Here is a 16,241-nt window from a genome sequence, read left to right as displayed (position 1 = left end):
CGGGAGGGGCGCCCGGCCGGTGTTTCAAGCGATGCTAAAGTGACAAGAGGGGATCACAGATCGCTTGGGGAAACGTCCTTGATGTCCGTCCAGTTGGTGTCGGCATTCGTGATGTGGCCCGGAATGTCCTTGTTCCAACGTTCCTGAATGGACTGGGAGAGGTTCAGGTACAGCTTGCCATCAACGATCTTCCAAAGGTCAGGATCGCCATCGACCTTTACGCCCATTGCCGTTCCAAAGGCACAGAAGCCACCGTACTGCGGCAGGTATTTAGCAGGATTGGCCTTGAAAAGGTCGCGGTTTTCTTCCGAAGTGAAGCGATATGTAGCGCCGTTGTGAACTTCGGTAATCTGGAAATCGCCGGCCTGCGGAGCGCCGTTGGAGAAATAAGAGACCGGGTCGACACCGCGGAGTGCAAGGCCCGTAATCGTCGCGTTGACATCAGCTCCGGCAGCAAGGGCACCGGAAACAAGTCCGGCAAAGACAACAAGTGTAGCTGCGGTGCCGCGGATCAGGTTTTTGAACATTTCAGAATTCTCCCACGTAAGTATTCGTGTGTTGAACAGGCAGCCGAACAAAAGAAGGTTGTAACTCGTTTATTAGGGACTAATTGGTACCTAATAAGGCGCTAATGTTTGTCTCTGTCCGGTATATTTGATATAGTATTAGGAACCGATTGGTACAAAACACAAGGCCGTGATCTCACGTGACTGATCCGTGAGTGATCCATCTTGGAGGTAGAATGGCGAGACCGCGCGAATTTGATGCCGATGAGGCCATGGACAAGGCCATGGGATTGTTTTGGCAAGTCGGCTATGAACAGGCCTCTCTGTCCGAACTTCTTGCGGCCATGGAGATCACGAAAGGGTCCTTTTACAAAGCCTTTCAAGACAAGCAGTCCATCTACCTTGCCGCACTTGAAAGATACAACGACAAGGTAATCAGCGGGACAGCTGCTTTTTTGACCGATCCCAATCAGGGATCAGGCCGTGCCCGCATCTTGGGACTGTTTGGCAAGGTTGCTGAAGAAGTCCGGCGGAACGGCGATCGACTAGGGTGTTTTTTGTGTAATGCGCTTGTCGACAAGGCGGCCGAAGACGCGGAAGCAGAAGCAAAGCTTCAGGCAATGGTCCATCGGCTCGAGAATTCTTTTTTTCGCGCTCTGCTCGACGACCAACGCCTGAACGAAGCAGCTGCAAGAGAAACTGCGCGCGGAATTCTCTCGATCTATTTTGGTCTGAGAGTTCTGGGACGTGCTGGCCTTGCAGGTCAAATGGCGGGGGACTGTATCCGTCAGGTCGAGCGATTGCTCGACCAGGATGGTCACTAGATCTGCGACGTCGACAGTTGCAGATCAACGTCAGCTGCTTTGCAATCGCCTCGCAGTTTCTTGCAGGATGCGGACCGCCGCATCCTCAACACGCGGCAGGGACGGGCGTGTGTCCATCTTTCCTTTGGGGAGCGTTGGCACGTGAACGAAGATACTCGGGATGCCGGAGCCGATGGAATCCCAGAGTGTCGCGTTGCAAAGGTACGTGCCGGCATTGCTGGACAGCCTTACCGGTGCACCGCTGCTGCTGGCCGCCTCAAGCAAGGCGCGCGCTGGCAGCGTAGAGCTACGCGATCTTTCTCCGTTGATCTGAAGTTCGGGTTGCTTTGGGGCATCCCCGACGGCGTCCGGGCGTACCCGCACGGCCTGGTTCACGGCTCGAGTTTCAAGATTGATTGTGCGGCGTGTGCCATCAACACCGAAATGAATGATTGCGTCCGGCTTTATGGTTTTGCGCAGTCGATCCGTCACCTTTTCGCGTCCGGCCCAGGTTGTCGGCAAGACCGCAAAAACAAATGAAACACCGCGATGACTTTCACCCAGCCGTTTTGGGAGCCGGTGCATCAGCATTTCAGTCGGATTGACAGGGCTTCCGGGAAAGGGTGAAAAACCAGTCACAAGGATTGTTTTGTTTGCTCTTCGCATTGGCCCTAATTCTCCAGACCGATCAAACCCGCCAGTTCGTCCACAGCCAGTGAAACGGATGTTTTTCCGGCCCTTACGCTTGCCTCCAGATCGTCCAGACGTCCCGCAGTTCTTGAATTGGTCTTCAAGGCATCCATCGTGCGTTGGTGCAGCATATCCCACATCCAGGCAACCTGTTGCCGGCTGCGCTTGTCATTCCACTCACCCGTTGCCTGCATCTTGTCGCGATAATGGGCGACTTGTTGCCACAATTCTCTCAGACCTTCATTCGCAAGACCGGATATTGTCACCACAGGCGGAGACCAGTTGGGTGACTTTGGTGCGAGGATGTGAAGGGCAGCCCGATAGTCCGAAGCTGCTGAGCGAGCCCTTAAGGCCCCTTCACCTTCTGCCTTGTTGACCGCAATCATGTCAGCGATTTCAAGAACACCCTTCTTGATACCCTGCAGTTCATCTCCGGCTCCGGGCAGCATCAGCACCAAAAACAAATCGACCATGTCTGCAACAGTGGTTTCCGATTGCCCGATGCCGACGGTTTCGACCAGAATGACGTCAAACCCTGCCGCTTCACAAAGAAGCATCGTTTCCCGCGTCTTGGCGGCGACGCCTCCAAGCGTTCCGGCGGACGGAGATGGGCGAATGAAGGCATTTTCGTCTACCGCAAGGCGCGCCATCCGCGTTTTGTCTCCAAGGATCGAGCCCCCGGTGCGGGTGGAAGAGGGGTCGACCGCCAGAACAGCGACCCTGTGACCGGAATTCGTCAAATTGGATCCGAGCGTGTCGATCGTTGTTGATTTGCCGACCCCGGGGACACCGGTTATGCCAACCCTTGTGGCCCGGCCTGTCAGCGGCAGAAGGTCCTGTATTAGCTGGTGTGCCAGATGCCGATGATCCGCCTTTTTGGATTCCACCAATGTGATGGCGCGGGCGAGTGCGGCGCGGTTGCCGTTCTTGAGATCCTTTAGCAGGCGAGAAGGGTCGAGTGTCTGAGCCATGGTTCAACGCTTAGCGCAGGTAAGGGCAAAGGTCACTGCCGCAAAAGGGAGAACGTTGATGCATTGTCCGCAAGGTGTGATCAAAATTCGGATTCAAGCTCATTCCCGCTTGTCAGTTTCACCTGATGCCGTGTTAATAACACCAAATTCGATCAACGATTTTTCAGGTACAGCATGACACCCCTTTCTTTTTTGAAAGCACCGCTATGGGTTCTTGGGCTGGCAGGCACAGACAAGTCGCCACGGAAAAACCCACTGCTTGGCAGCGAACGTCTGAATACCTGGGGCTTGCACAAAAAGCGGGTGAAGCTGGCAGCAGACATGGCTGCGGCCCGCAGGGCGCGTCTTGCACGGCTGGTTGCTCCGGAAGAGCACGCGTTTTTCGATGAAAACGGATATTTCCTTGTGCATGATTTCCTGCCTGCCGAGGTCTACGCTCAGCTAAAAGAAGAAGTATTCAATCAGGCGCTGGAAGCGCGCGAAATGCGGCAGGGACAGGCCGTCACGCGGATGACCATGCTGCCTCCATCACTCCTGAGCAAAAACCCGGCACTGGCGCAGGCCGTTCGCGACTCGCGCGCGCTTAACATGATCCGCTATGCTGCCTCACAAGGGGGGTATCCGCTCAGTTTTATTCAAACTGTGCTTGTTGAGCCGCAAAAGGTGAAGAAGAAAGACCCGCAATCAGATGCGCATGCGGACACGTTCCATGCCACTTCAAAAGCCTGGCTCTTCCTTCAAGATGTCGGTGAGGACGATGGTCCCTTTTTCTTTGTGCCCGGGTCACACAAGCTGACCAAAGACCGCCTCGACTGGGAATATGAGTGTTCGTTGACGGCTGCAAAGGATCCGCGGTCGCACCATGCGAGCGGATCGTTTCGGATCAAGCGGGAAGACCTTTCAGACCTTGGTCTTCCGCAACCGGTTAAAATGGCTGTTCCGGAGAACACGCTTGTGGTTGCCGATACCTTTGCCTTTCACGGTCGAACGCCTTCCGACAAGCCAACAGTCCGATCTGAGATCCACTGGCATATGCGCCGAAATCCATTCCTTCCCTGGACAGGCGGAGACGTAAAGTCTTTGCCATTCATTCAGGACCGGGGGATGCCGATGTTGATGGATCTTGCAGATACTGCGGAAAAGACACTGAAGATGCGCAATGTCTGGCGGCCGGTTGGCGAAGTGATGGTCAAATCGAAACCACACGTCTGAAGACGTTTGGTTTTTTGAGGCCCAACGAAGCTGTGGCCGCTGGCACCTGTGCTTTTGTCAGCTCTTAGGCGTCCAAAGAATTCTCTGCATTTGAGCGTCAAACAAGTCCTTGGATGGGGGCAATTGGTCGAAAGGGCCCTGGTAGCCCGGAATTGCATATACCAGCTGGACGTTTTGATGCCCGCGCGACTTGCAAATGGCCATGCCGCGCCAGAGATTCTTGCCGACCCGGCAGTCTGAACGGGCGGTGCCCACTTCAGAGAAGGTCATGCCGATACGCTCGCCATTGGGGCCCTGCAAATGGTGCGTGACGCCGTGCACGGTGCGTACCTTGCCGTTGTCTCCTTTGAACACCTGAAGGACCTGAAAGCCATCGCTGTTGAATGCGGCCAGTGCCCATTCGGTGTTGTCCTCAACGGCGGTCTGGATGCCTTCCGTAGTGAAACCTGGCAAGGCGCTTTCGATCGACTTCGAGCCGTAGGCTGTTGCGGGCGTGATGCCTCCGACGCTGTCTTCAGTGATGTGAACAAGGGTCAGATCCGACGTGCGAACCAGGCGCCCCGAAGTCCCGTCGAGATCAGCAGTCGGCGAACAAGCGGCTCCAATAAGAGCAAAAAGACATGCAGTAGCGACAGCACTGAAACGCATAAAACAATCTCGAACAGGGTGTTGCGGCACAATAGTGCGCGCGATTGACAGAGGACTTAGCAACTAACGTCTTGTTTGCAAAGACCGGTCGCACCCCTGTGGAAAGTTCGTATCGCTTTCCGTAGCGGCTTGGCGGTATCGGACAAGATGGATGGTCAGGTTTCGTCCCTCTTGATCCACTTAGGGGTGGAAGGAGGACTGTAGTTTTCGAATTTTCCGATCAGGTCCAACGGCGAGACGGAAATTTGAACCATGTCGCGCATCGCTTGTTTTGTGAAAGCTTCCTGGGTCTGATGATCAAGGAACGCGACCAGCTGATCGTAATATCCTTCAATGTTCAAAAATCCACACGGTTTTTGGTGATAGCCAAGCTGACCCCAGGTCCAGACCTCAAAGATTTCCTCAAGTGTGCCAACGCCGCCAGGAAGAGCAACGAAGGCGTCCGACAAATCAGCCATAAGCGCCTTGCGCTCATGCATGGACCCGACAAGGTACAACTCGTTCAGGCCCTCGTGGCCGATTTCCTTCTCCTGCAGTGAGCGTGGCAGCACGCCGATTACCTCGCCGCCTGCTTCCAGGGCTGCATCTGCGACTGTCCCCATCAGGCCAACCTTGGCACCGCCATAAACCAGTCGATAGCCGTTTTCCGCAATCACGCGGCCGGTCTCCTTGGCCGCGTGGCCATAGGCTTCCTGAGCGCCATAGCTGGAGCCGCAAAAAACGCAGATGGATTTCATGAATGCCTTCTCCATGGCGCTGTGCCGTGCCGACACCCGACACGGCCGTTGATCAGGTTTTTAGTCCTTTGACAATTCGTCGAGGACACGTGCCCACGAGCGAATGCCCTTGTGGAAGCTCGTGAGATTGTACTTTTCGTTGGGGGAGTGGATCTGATCGTCTTCCAATCCAAAACCGATCATCAGCGTGTCCATGCCCAAAAGGCGTTTGAAGTCGCCGACGATCGGGATTGAACCGCCCATGCCGACGAGAGCTGTGTCCTTGCCCCATTCATCGTGAAGCGCTCGTTTGCCCTTTTCCAGGGCCGGCATATCGAAATCCAGCCTGAGTGCCGGACTGCCATCCTTCGCAATGAACTCAACGCTGCAATCCTCAGGAATTTTCGAGCGTACATACGCGCGGAATGATTCCTGAACCTTGTCCGGGTCCTGGTCTCCGACAAGACGGAAGGTGAACTTGGCGTGTGCTTCTGCGGGGATCACGGTTTTCGAGCCGGCTCCCTGGTAGCCGCCCCACATGCCGTTCACTTCAACTGTTGGCCGAGTCCACAGATGCTCCAGCGGTGTTCGATCGTTTTCCCCGCGTGGATATTTCAAACCGACATCGCCGAGGAATTCCTCCACCGAGAAACCGAGTGTTTCCCAGAGTGCCTTTACATTTTCCGGCATTTCGATGACGCCGTCATAGAAACCGGGCAGGGTGACTTTGCCGTTGGCATCATGAAGACCGGCAATGACATCTGCCACGATGTGATTGGGGTTCTGTGCGGAACCGCCATACATGCCTGAGTGGAGATCCCGGCTGGCGGCCCTGACGATGATCTCATCGCCAACCATGCCACGCAGCATGACTGCAATGGCCGGTGTTTTCGCGTCCCACATACCGGTGTCGCAGACGAGGGCGAGGTCGCAAGACAGTTCGTCCTTGTGTGACTGCAGGAAGGGCTGGAGAGAGGGAGAACCGGACTCTTCTTCACCTTCGAATAAGATGGTCACATCGACGGGCAAGTCGCCTGTTTCGGCTATGAATGCGCGAGCGGCCTCGACAAAGGTCATCAGCTGACCTTTGTCGTCAGAGGAGCCTCGAGCGACAATAATCTTGGTGCCATCATCCTTCGTTTCGATGCTGGGCTCGAACGGATCATTTTTCCAGAGCTCCAGCGGGTCCACCGGTTGCACGTCGTAGTGCCCGTAGAAGAGTACGTGAGGCCCTGGCTTTCCGGACTTCTTGTGACCGACGACCATGGGGTGTCCGGCCGTATCGCGCACAGAGGCTCCGATGCCGATTTCCGTCAGCTCCTTCGCCAACCATTCTGCGGCATGGCGGCAAGGTGCCTTGAACTCAGGATCGGTGGAGATGCTCTTGATCTTCAGCAGGTCAAAGAGACGGTCAAGGCTGGTGTCTAGGTTGGCGTCGATGCGCGCCAGAACCTTGTCGATGGAACTCATAACGGATCCCCGATATTGGAACAGATTGCACGAAGCCCGAGGGACTCAAGCTCCTACAGAAACGCCTAACAGGCCACAACCGGGCGTTCAGTGCAATTGGATATTCCTTTGCGACGGCGACCTTTCCCAAATTCCCGCTAAGTCGCAGTCAGGAAGGCCGGCTGTTTGGCGTCTTCTTTTCCAGAAGATCGTTCGCCGTCACTATGACTTCCACGCGCGTGGGGCCGATCCTGTCTTCCAGCCTTGCCGACAAAGTATCTCGATATGCATCGATTTCACTCGCAACCACGGCTCGCTCAGGGTTTATGTAGACGGCAACAAAGTGCATGCGCCCCGCCTGAAGCGCAGCCGCACGGTGAAAATGAAAGCCATATTCACCCGCCAGGTCGCGCGCGGTTCGGGTGGCTTTGGTGTGAGTGCCACTTGGTGCACTGACGCCTGCAAGGTCAGCCAAAGTCTTGCGAAAAGTCGAGAGCGGTTGCCAGATGATGGCAAGGATCAGAGCCAGGACGATAACCGCGTCACCGATCGGGACGTAAGGTGCCAGCGGGGTGCCCTTGAGGAATGGCAAGGATAGAAGCGCTGCTCCGGAACCAATGCTCAAGGCGCCGTCAATAAGCGCTGCCCTAGCTTCGGTACGCAATATTTCACTGCGGCGCCCGGTTAAGCGGTAAGCGCGATGAAAATTGTAAGCCAGCCCCAGGCAAATCGCGACGATGACAACGGCATAAATCGCTATCGGTCCGAAGACGAGTTCGGGAACCGTGCCGCCGTTGAAAAAGGTCCAGATCTTGGTGCAGGAGATGATTGCGGCAAAGACCAGTACGCCAATCAGGATGAGGCTTCGAAAGGTTACATAAAGAACCTCGTCGAAATCCTGTCCCCAGGGACGGCTCCGCGTCGGAGGGAGTCCGACCCTGGCGCCAATCCGTGCCGCTGCAATGGCCGAGACGAAATTGACTGCTGAATAGAGGCCGTCCACGAGCATGGCATCCGATCTTGACAGCCATGCTGTCAAGATCCCGGCCGCGGCCATGAAGAGATTGGACCATTTTGAAATGCCAAGCGCGCGACGTTCAATATCGTTCGGCGAAGGTGACTTGGCGGGCATTTGTGTCAGTTGCCGCGCTTGAGTGAACCGAGAAGTCCTCTCACAAGAGCCTTTCCGAGCGAAGTGCCCAGGCTTCTCGCCGCAGATTTCAAACCTGCTTCCAGCACGGTATCGCGCTGACTGCGCCGACGGCTGCTGCGTTGCCGGCTGTCTCTGCGTGGTCGGTCATCGCGGCCAAAGTCAGGTAGCTGGAATCCGGACCGGGAACGGCGCGGCTCGCCGTGTTTTTTGGCGTAGCTGTCTTCCTTGTCGCGGCGGCGCTGCTCCTGCCGCTGTTCTTCTTCGGCCCGGCCCATGAGGATCTCATAGGCTGACGTCCTGTCCCTGGTGCGTTCATAGAGACCGAATATTGGACTGGACTGGATCAAGGATCGACGTTCACCTTTTTTGATAGGGCCAAGTCGAGACGAGGGAGGCCGTATTAGCGTGCGTTGAACGATAGACGGGATACCTTTGCCTTCCAGCGTTGAAACCAGGGCCTCTCCGACGCCGAGCTCAGTGATGACACGTTCCGTGTCGAGGTCCGGGTTGGGCCGGAAGGTTTCCGCCGCTGCTCTGACGGCTTTCTGGTCTCTTGGCGTAAAAGCACGAAGAGCGTGCTGAACGCGGTTGCCCAGCTGCGCCAGCACCGTTTCGGGAATATCGAGAGGGTTCTGTGTCACGAAATAGACGCCGACACCCTTTGAGCGTATCAGTCTCACAACCTGCTCGACTTTCTCGACGAGAGCTTTGGGAGCGTCACTGAAAAGCAGGTGGGCTTCGTCAAAGAAGAACACAAGCTTCGGTTTTTCCGGGTCACCGACTTCCGGCAATTCTTCAAACAGTTCAGACAGCAACCACAAGAGAAAGACGCCGTATAGGCGAGGTGACGTCATTAGTTTGTCGGCCGCCAGAATGTTGACGATGCCACGACCATCAGGTGCCGTGCGGATAAAGTCGCGGATGTCGAGCGCGGGTTCGCCGAAAAAGTTTTCTCCCCCCTGGCGTTCAAGCACCAGGAGGCGGCGCTGTATAGCGCCAACGGATGATTTGGAAACATTGCCATAGACGGAAGAAAGCTCCGATGCCCTTTCCGCGACATGGGTAAGCATGGCGCGCAGATCCTTCAGATCCAGGAGCAACATGCCTTCGTCATCCGCAAGCTCAAAGAGAACGTTGAGCACGCCTTCCTGCGTGTCGTTGAGTTCCAGAAGCCGGGCCAGCAGCAACGGTCCGATTTCAGAAACTGTTGTGCGGATCGGATGCCCCTGTTCGCCAAGCAAATCCCAAAAGACGGATGGAAAAGCCTTGTATTCGTAGCTTTTGCTCAAACCAACTTCCTTGGCACGCTTTTCCAGGAAGTCCTTTGACACACCTTCGGCGGCAAGACCGGACAGGTCTCCCTTGATATCGGCGCAAAACACGGGCACGCCAGCCTTTGAAAATCCCTCTGCCAAAATCTGAAGGGAAACGGTTTTGCCGGTCCCGGTGGCACCGGCGATCAGGCCGTGTCGATTTGCAAGTTTAAGAGCCAGCGTTTCATTCTTGCCGCTTGCACCGATAAAGATACTGTCCTTTGCCTTCACGTCCCACCGACCTCCTTCGAATCCGATTGATTTACGCCAGCCTAGCAAAGCCTTTTCAAAAATGCGCGCATGCGATGTGTTATCCCATCGACGGAACCAATTTCGGACCTGTATAGAGGTGTCTGACTCGCACCGGGAAGTCTGTGGTGCAGGAAATGCTTTAGGAGAACGACATGGAAGAGCTCATCAATCGCATCATGGCAGCTGCAGGAATCGACGAAGGCATGGCGACCAATGCTGTCGGCATTATTCTCGGTTTCCTGAACAAGGAAGGCCCTGAGGACAAGATGCAGCTCATCTTTGATGCTCTTCCTGGAGCGCAGGCCCTGGTGGACGCACGCGAAGAGAATGGCGGTGGCGGAGGTCTTCTGGGCGGCCTCGGCAGCATGATGGGCGGTGGCATGGGTGCCATGGCAGCTCTCAATGAGTTGAATAGTGCCGGTCTCGATATGGACGGTGTTCAAAGTGTTGCCAAAGAACTCATTTCCTATGCTAAGGAAAAAGCGGGGGACGATGTTGTGGATGACGTGGTTTCACAAATTCCGGGGCTGAGCCAAATCCTATGACTGTCCCAGGGTTCGGTTGCCGGTTGATTTAGGGAGTACTGTGCGGATGGCTTATTCCATCGACGAAATCGAGGGCATCGGCCCGACATATGCTGCCAAGCTTGGTGAGCTCGGTATCAAGACGACCGAAGCTTATCTGGAGCGTGCCAAGGATCCGAAGGGCCGTAAAGCGCTTGAAGACGAGACGGGTATTGAAGGCAAGCGCATTTTGAAATGGGCCAATATGGCCGATCTGATGCGTATCAGCGGTGTCGGTGAAGAGTATTCCGAACTTCTGGAGGCCGCTGGTGTCGATACGGTGAAGGAACTTAAGCACCGTAACGCAGCCAATCTTGCAGCCAAGATGCAAGAGGTCAACGAGGACAAAAAACTCGTGCGCCAGGTTCCGAGTGAATCACAGGTCACCAAATGGGTGGAGCAGGCGAAAGAACTGCCTCCTATGATGAATTATTAAGAAATCTCGGTAGTGATTTGATTTTGAAAGAAAAAGGCGCGCAATTTGCGCGCCTTTTTTGTTGTGAAGCCGTAACCAGTTTTGCTGGTGCGATCAAGTATGTCTAAACGCTGATCTGCCCGTAGCGCAGTGCCTCGACAACTGTGTGTGTCTTGTTGGAGGCGTTCAGCTTCACGCTGGCATTTTGCAGGTGGGCATGAACGGTGCGTTGTGAAATATCGAGAACGTCGGCGATTTCACCGGCCGTTTTGCCATAGGCCGTCAGTTCAAGCACTCTGCGTTCGCGTGTCGAAAGAGCTCCAGGGCGCTGTCCTGACACGACACCGAGCTCACGCAGCCTGGAGAAGGCCGCAGCGGCAAGGACTTCGAGGTTCGAAAGATCATACTTGTTGACCTGAAGCGAAGGGCCGCTTGCAAAGACAAAGGCCTGGAACGGATAAAGTTCGGTTACGGGAACAACGACAATCTGGCTGCTTTCACCTGCAGAAGCCAGGAGATCGGAATGTTCCATGTCGCCTGCCGTGATGGTCCAGACGCGTGCTCTGTTCGAGCCGAGGCCCAGCATTAATGCGCTGTCATTGGCCGAAAGCGAAGTGCTTTCGATGCCGTCATTGCGCTGATCGGGCCAGCGAAAACGCTGCACCAGGTTGTCAATCGGCCGGTTTGGCATAGGCAGACCGGTGATCAGTATGTGGGTAGCCCCCATGCGGCGCAGATTTGACTCGAGAATGTCGAGTACATGGTGCGCTGCGTTGGCTTCAGAAATTGCTCTCAGTTTGCTCTTTAGTTCTGTCTGATCAAGCATTGTGCACATCCTTTGCGGCTTTTGCGCCGCTTTTTTTGCGAACGAAGGGCGCAAGCCGATTTCGTCCGCCGATGGGTTAGTAACGCGTTCCGCCTAAACCCTGTCGAGAAGAGGACTGAACCCGAATGCCGCGCATTTATTATAAGGGTAGAACTTCCCATGCGTCGGCACCATTACGCTACAATACAATTGTTGATCGTACCAATAGGGAAAACTGGCAAAGTTTGCTTATTCCGCCAAAAAATTGGCAAGTTACTATGCATCTCTGCAATTTTTGTTGCGTGGCTCGAAAGATGTCGATCTGAAGCGATGCAAGATCGACTCAGAACTTCGAAAAAATCTTGGTGCCGGGAACCAGCATTATTGAACGAGCTCCAGCAAACACTCTTCTAGTGTTCGCGATCTTGCCGGCAATGTTGACGGTCAACAGCTGTTGGAAGCGGCGAACCTACCCTTTCTGCTGAGTTGCCAAGCCTTGTAGCGAGCGACTAAAACGAGACTTGCGACCGGACCTTTCAAGGTAGTAATCGGTCAGGGAGAGTTTGAAATGCCGAACAGTTTCACCGGACCCGACAGCTTTTACAGCGCCGATGAAGACGCCTGGTGGGCATCCGTCGACAAGGCACTGAAGGGCCAGTCGAGAGACCGGCTGTTTGGGCAAACTGAGGATGGCTTCGATACGGCGCCGCTTTATCCTCGGCGCTCTGATACGGCTTCGAAGCTGTTGCGCGCGGGTGATGCTGACTGGAGCGTTGTCCAAAGGATAGACATCCCCGATCCTTCCGAGGCCAATCTGCAGATCCTTGATGACCTCAACGGTGGCGCGAGCGGCCTTGATCTCATTTTCTTCGGGGCATCGAGCTCTTATGGTAGCGGCATTCAAGTGGAAGATCTCGCTTCCATTGAAACGCTGCTGAAAGACGTTCAATTGGACCTGATCAGTCTCAGGTTCGACGCAGGCCGTGAGAACATGCCGGTTCTTGCAGCGCTGTTCGCCCATCTTGAGAAGCAAGGACTCGATCCAGCGACCGTGAACATCACAGCAGGGTTCGATCCCTACAGCTGGATTGCAGAGAACGGTGTTGCGCTTGAAGATATGGAACATGTCTTTCGGCATTTTCGTGATGCTGTCGGGGCTGCGCATGGGTTGGGCAGCCCGGTTCGCCTGATGAAGGCCGATGGCCGTGTTTGGCACGAAGCCGGGGCAACACCTGCACAAGAGCTGGCACTTGTTCTGGCGTCCGCGGCTGCACACCTTCGAATGCTGGAAGACACGCATCTCCCGCCGGAGAACTGGTCGGACCGCATCTCAATGAGCTTGATTGCAGAAGCTGATCAATTCGGGACCATTGCGAAAGCTCGCGCCGTCCGCGCTCTGTGGGCCTGCGTTCTGGATGGTGCTGGGTTGCCGCAAAGTTCTATGCAGCTGCACATGAGCACGTCTTTCAGAATGCTCACGCAAAGAGACCCTTGGGTCAATTTGCTGAGAAACACTGTTGCAACCTTTGCAGCCGGCGTCGGTGGAGCGGACAGTATTTGTGTGCTGCCGCACACGCTCGCAGTTGGTTTGCCCGATGCATTTGCGCGCAGAATTGCTCGCAACACCCAGTCGATTTTGCTTGAGGAGAGCAGTCTTTCAAAGGTCATGGACCCATCAGCTGGTTCAGGTGCGATTGAAGGCAGAACCGACAGTCTTTGCGAAGTGGCCTGGAAGCTTTTCCAGGAAATCGAGGCCGCTGGCGGCCTTGTCAACGCAATACGATCCGGTTTGGTGCACGACCAGATTGAGGCTGCAAGAACCGATTTGCAGGCGAAAGTTGCGCGGCGAAAGAGGCCGGTTACCGGGGTCAGCGAGTTTCCGGACCTGTCAGAAAAAGCCGTTGAGGTTCTTCAGACAAAACCTCAAGACATTAGCGACTTGGAGGCACCTCCGGGAGATCTGCCGGAACCTGGAAACGGTGAAAGGCTGAATGCCCTGAAAGCCCTCGCGTTGCAGGGGCACTCTCTTCGCAAGCTTGGAATGCGTCTCGATCTTGTGCCACGCGACACGTCCCTCAGAACACTGGACACAGGACGGATCGCAGAGCCCTTTGAACGCCTGCGCTCAGTTGCAGAAGACTACGAAGCACAGAACGCGTCCCCACCGAAAATCTTCTTGGCGAGCCTTGGAAGCCTTGCACAGTTTACGGCACGGGCGACCTGGTCCGTGAACGCCTTTGCAGCCGGGGGAATAGAGGCCGTTGGTCCGCAAATGTTTGAAACGCGAGATCAGCTGATTGCTGCTTTCAAGCAAAGCGGCACACCGCTGGCGTGTCTGGTGTCATCGGATGCGGTTTATGAGACAGAGGCAATAGCCGTCGCTCTTGAGCTCAAGGAGGCCGGCGCGAGCCATCTTTACCTGGCCGGCAAGCCTGGCGAGCGGGAAAAGAGCTATACTGAAGCTGGCATTGACACATACCTTTACGCTGGCTGCGATCTGCTTTCGTTGCTTGAGACCGCGCACAAGCGGCTCAATACGGCTGCAGACACCGCGCTGACAGATCTGGAGGTCCGGGGATGAGCAGGATCCCGAATTATTCCGACAAACCGTTCCGCAACGTACTGCCGAATGTCGGAAAAGCCGATCGAATGGCTTGGAGGACGCCGGAAGACATCGACGTACCTTCTGTGTTCGAGGCGGACGACACCAAGGGTCTCAGGCACATTGATACCTGGCCGGGTTTGGCACCGTATCTGCGCGGCCCATATCCGACGATGTATGTCCAGCAGCCCTGGACCGTGCGCCAATACGCGGGCTTTTCAACGGCGGAGGATTCGAACGCGTTTTACAGGCGCAATCTGGCAGCCGGTCAAAAAGGACTGTCGGTTGCGTTCGATCTCGCCACCCACAGGGGATATGACAGCGACCACCCCCGGGTATCGGGCGATGTCGGCATGGCCGGTGTGGCCATCGATTCCATTTATGACATGCGGACACTCTTTTCCGGCATACCGCTGGACAAGATGAGCGTCTCCATGACCATGAATGGTGCAGTTCTGCCAGTTCTGGCCCTGTATATTGTTGCGGCTGAAGAGCAGGGTGTCGCGCAACAGGATCTTTCAGGAACCATTCAGAACGACATTCTGAAGGAGTTCATGGTCCGCAACACCTATATCTATCCCCCGCAGCATTCGATGCGGATCATCTCGGATATCTTCAGTTACACGTCGCAGAATATGCCGCGGTTCAACTCTATCTCCATCTCCGGCTATCATATGCAGGAGGCCGGTGCGACCGCAGACCTGGAGCTCGCTTATACGATTGCCGACGGCATCGAATATGCCCGTGCCGGTGTGGCCGCGGGAATGGATATTGACCGGTTCGCACCGAGGTTGTCATTCTTCTGGGCGATTGGAATGAACTTCTTCATGGAAGTTGCCAAGCTCAGGGCTGCGCGCCTGATCTGGGCGACATTGATGGAAGAAAACTTCCAACCCAAAAACCCGAAGTCTTTGTCCCTGCGCACTCATTCGCAAACGTCAGGATGGTCCCTGACCGCTCAGGATGTGTTTAACAATGTGGTTCGCACGTGTGTTGAAGCCATGGCGGCAACGCAAGGGCATACGCAGTCCCTGCACACAAACGCACTGGATGAAGCCCTGGCCCTGCCGACAGATTTTTCGGCACGGATTGCCCGCAACACACAGTTGTTCCTGCAACAGGAAAGCGGAACGACCAAGGTGATCGACCCTTGGGGCGGTTCCTTTTATGTTGAAAAACTGACCGCCGATCTGGCCGAGAAGGCAATGGCTCATATCCGGGAAGTGGAACAGCTCGGAGGCATGGCGAAGGCAATCGAAAAGGGTATTCCGAAGTTACGCATAGAGGAGGCCGCTGCCAAGACACAGGCACGTATCGACAGCGGTACTCAGACGGTCGTCGGTGTCAACAAGTTCAAGCCCGAAAACGAACCGCCGATCGATGTTCTGAAAGTGGACAATGCTCAGGTCAGGGCCGCTCAAATCGACAAACTGAGACGTTTGCGTGAAGAACGGAACGAGACGGAGACACAGGCCGCTCTTGAAGCTCTCACCACGTGTGCGAAAACTGGTGATGGCAATCTGCTCGACCTTTCCGTCAAGGCTGCGCGCGCGATGGCGACGGTTGGCGAAATCTCGCTCGCCATGGAAAAGGTCTTTGACAGACACAAGGCTGAAATCAAGTCTATTGCCGGGGTCTACAAAAGGGAGGCAGGCGAGATGTCCGGAACCATGGACAAGGTGCAAAAGCTTGTTGAAGCCTTCGAGGACAATGATGGCCGCCGTCCGCGTATTCTGGTCGCAAAAATGGGCCAGGACGGCCACGATCGCGGCCAGAAGGTGATCGCTTCGGCCTTCGCCGACCTTGGCTTTGACGTTGATATCGGCCCCTTGTTCCAAACACCGGAAGAGGCCGCCCGTCAGGCTGTTGAAAATGACGTCCATGTGGTCGGCGTTTCATCGCTCGCAGCAGGTCACCTGACGCTGGTCCCAGCCCTGAAATCTGCGCTCGCACAAGAGGGCCGGGAAGACATCATTATCGTGGTTGGTGGTGTTGTCCCGCCGCAAGATTATGACGCCTTGTATGAAGCCGGAGCCGCCGCGATCTTTCCGCCGGGAACGGTTATCGCCGAAGCCGCAGTTGGACTGATCGGCAAGCTGAATGAGCAGCTGGGGTACGGGTCGGCGGAAGCCGCCGAATAGCG

The 16,241-nt window shown here is 55.5% G+C and carries 15 protein-coding genes; 6 read left to right on the top strand and 9 right to left on the bottom strand.

Translation table 11 applies throughout. The features are described from left to right. Positions 1 to 53: 53 nt before the first annotated feature. Positions 54 to 527 (bottom strand): YHS domain-containing (seleno)protein, encoded by a 474-nt coding sequence (locus tag Q0835_RS25165; protein ID WP_298965404.1) that lies wholly within the window; start codon positions 525 to 527, stop codon positions 54 to 56. Between the two features lie 215 nt (positions 528 to 742). On the opposite strand from Q0835_RS25165, the gene Q0835_RS25160 reads away from it, so the two are divergent. Beyond that, positions 743 to 1,330 carry a TetR/AcrR family transcriptional regulator gene (locus tag Q0835_RS25160; protein ID WP_298965401.1) on the top strand — a complete coding sequence of 196 codons (588 nt, stop codon included), beginning with the start codon at positions 743 to 745 and terminating at the stop codon, positions 1,328 to 1,330. A gap of 30 nt (positions 1,331 to 1,360) precedes the next feature. Here Q0835_RS25160 and Q0835_RS25155 read toward each other — a convergent pair whose 3' ends face one another. Both Q0835_RS25155 and meaB read right to left on the bottom strand, forming a co-directional pair. Continuing rightward, a complete protein-coding gene (locus Q0835_RS25155) occupies positions 1,361 to 1,975 on the bottom strand; it encodes a peptidase C15 (protein WP_298965400.1) in 615 nt (204 codons plus the stop codon). A 5-nt stretch (positions 1,976 to 1,980) separates the two neighbouring features. Then, entirely contained in the window at positions 1,981 to 2,970 is a 990-nt protein-coding gene (gene meaB / locus Q0835_RS25150) for a methylmalonyl Co-A mutase-associated GTPase MeaB (protein ID WP_298965396.1), read from the bottom strand. A 174-nt stretch (positions 2,971 to 3,144) separates the two neighbouring features. Between meaB and Q0835_RS25145 the strand changes: the two genes are divergently transcribed. After that, on the top strand, positions 3,145 to 4,182 hold the full coding sequence (locus Q0835_RS25145) for a phytanoyl-CoA dioxygenase family protein (protein WP_298965393.1): 1,038 nt from the start codon (positions 3,145 to 3,147) through the stop codon (positions 4,180 to 4,182). Positions 4,183 to 4,239: 57 nt separating this feature from the next. Here Q0835_RS25145 and Q0835_RS25140 read toward each other — a convergent pair whose 3' ends face one another. The 5 genes from Q0835_RS25140 to Q0835_RS25120 all read right to left on the bottom strand — a co-directional run bounded on the left by Q0835_RS25140 (position 4,240) and on the right by Q0835_RS25120 (position 9,692). Further along, complete coding sequence (locus Q0835_RS25140) at positions 4,240 to 4,830, bottom strand: DUF1131 family protein (protein WP_298818442.1); 591 nt, start codon at positions 4,828 to 4,830, stop codon at positions 4,240 to 4,242. Positions 4,831 to 4,985: 155 nt separating this feature from the next. Next, positions 4,986 to 5,567, bottom strand: coding sequence for a TIGR00730 family Rossman fold protein (locus tag Q0835_RS25135; RefSeq protein ID WP_298965389.1), 582 nt, complete (start codon positions 5,565 to 5,567; stop codon positions 4,986 to 4,988). Positions 5,568 to 5,627: 60 nt separating this feature from the next. After that, positions 5,628 to 7,016, bottom strand: coding sequence for a dipeptidase (locus Q0835_RS25130; protein WP_298965388.1), 1,389 nt, complete (start codon positions 7,014 to 7,016; stop codon positions 5,628 to 5,630). Positions 7,017 to 7,164: 148 nt separating this feature from the next. Continuing rightward, a complete protein-coding gene (locus Q0835_RS25125) occupies positions 7,165 to 8,127 on the bottom strand; it encodes a cation transporter (protein ID WP_298965385.1) in 963 nt (320 codons plus the stop codon). A gap of 5 nt (positions 8,128 to 8,132) precedes the next feature. Beyond that, on the bottom strand, positions 8,133 to 9,692 hold the full coding sequence (locus Q0835_RS25120) for a helicase HerA-like domain-containing protein (RefSeq protein ID WP_298818450.1): 1,560 nt from the start codon (positions 9,690 to 9,692) through the stop codon (positions 8,133 to 8,135). 173 nt (positions 9,693 to 9,865) lie between these two features. On the opposite strand from Q0835_RS25120, the gene Q0835_RS25115 reads away from it, so the two are divergent. Then, on the top strand, positions 9,866 to 10,258 hold the full coding sequence (locus Q0835_RS25115; RefSeq protein ID WP_298818451.1) for a DUF2267 domain-containing protein: 393 nt from the start codon (positions 9,866 to 9,868) through the stop codon (positions 10,256 to 10,258). A 46-nt stretch (positions 10,259 to 10,304) separates the two neighbouring features. Further along, positions 10,305 to 10,712: a DUF4332 domain-containing protein gene (locus Q0835_RS25110; RefSeq protein ID WP_298965383.1), complete on the top strand. Its 408-nt coding sequence runs from the start codon at positions 10,305 to 10,307 to the stop codon at positions 10,710 to 10,712. Between the two features lie 103 nt (positions 10,713 to 10,815). On the opposite strand, the gene Q0835_RS25105 is transcribed toward Q0835_RS25110, so the two are convergent. Further along, complete coding sequence (locus Q0835_RS25105) at positions 10,816 to 11,517, bottom strand: helix-turn-helix transcriptional regulator (protein WP_298965381.1); 702 nt, start codon at positions 11,515 to 11,517, stop codon at positions 10,816 to 10,818. Positions 11,518 to 12,064: 547 nt separating this feature from the next. Here Q0835_RS25105 and Q0835_RS25100 point away from each other — a divergent pair. Together Q0835_RS25100 and scpA are read left to right on the top strand one after the other, a co-directional pair. Further along, positions 12,065 to 14,077, top strand: coding sequence for a methylmalonyl-CoA mutase family protein (locus tag Q0835_RS25100; RefSeq protein WP_298965379.1), 2,013 nt, complete (start codon positions 12,065 to 12,067; stop codon positions 14,075 to 14,077). After that, complete coding sequence (scpA, locus tag Q0835_RS25095) at positions 14,074 to 16,239, top strand: methylmalonyl-CoA mutase (RefSeq protein ID WP_298965376.1); 2,166 nt, start codon at positions 14,074 to 14,076, stop codon at positions 16,237 to 16,239. The genes Q0835_RS25100 and scpA overlap by 4 nt, the downstream gene beginning before the upstream one ends. Positions 16,240 to 16,241 lie beyond the last annotated feature (2 nt).

Source organism: uncultured Roseibium sp., assembly GCF_947499295.1.
GTDB lineage: Bacteria > Pseudomonadota > Alphaproteobacteria > Rhizobiales > Stappiaceae > Roseibium.
The sequence above is the reverse complement of the archived record's forward strand: the minus strand, read 5'-3'. Positions and strand labels throughout refer to the sequence as shown.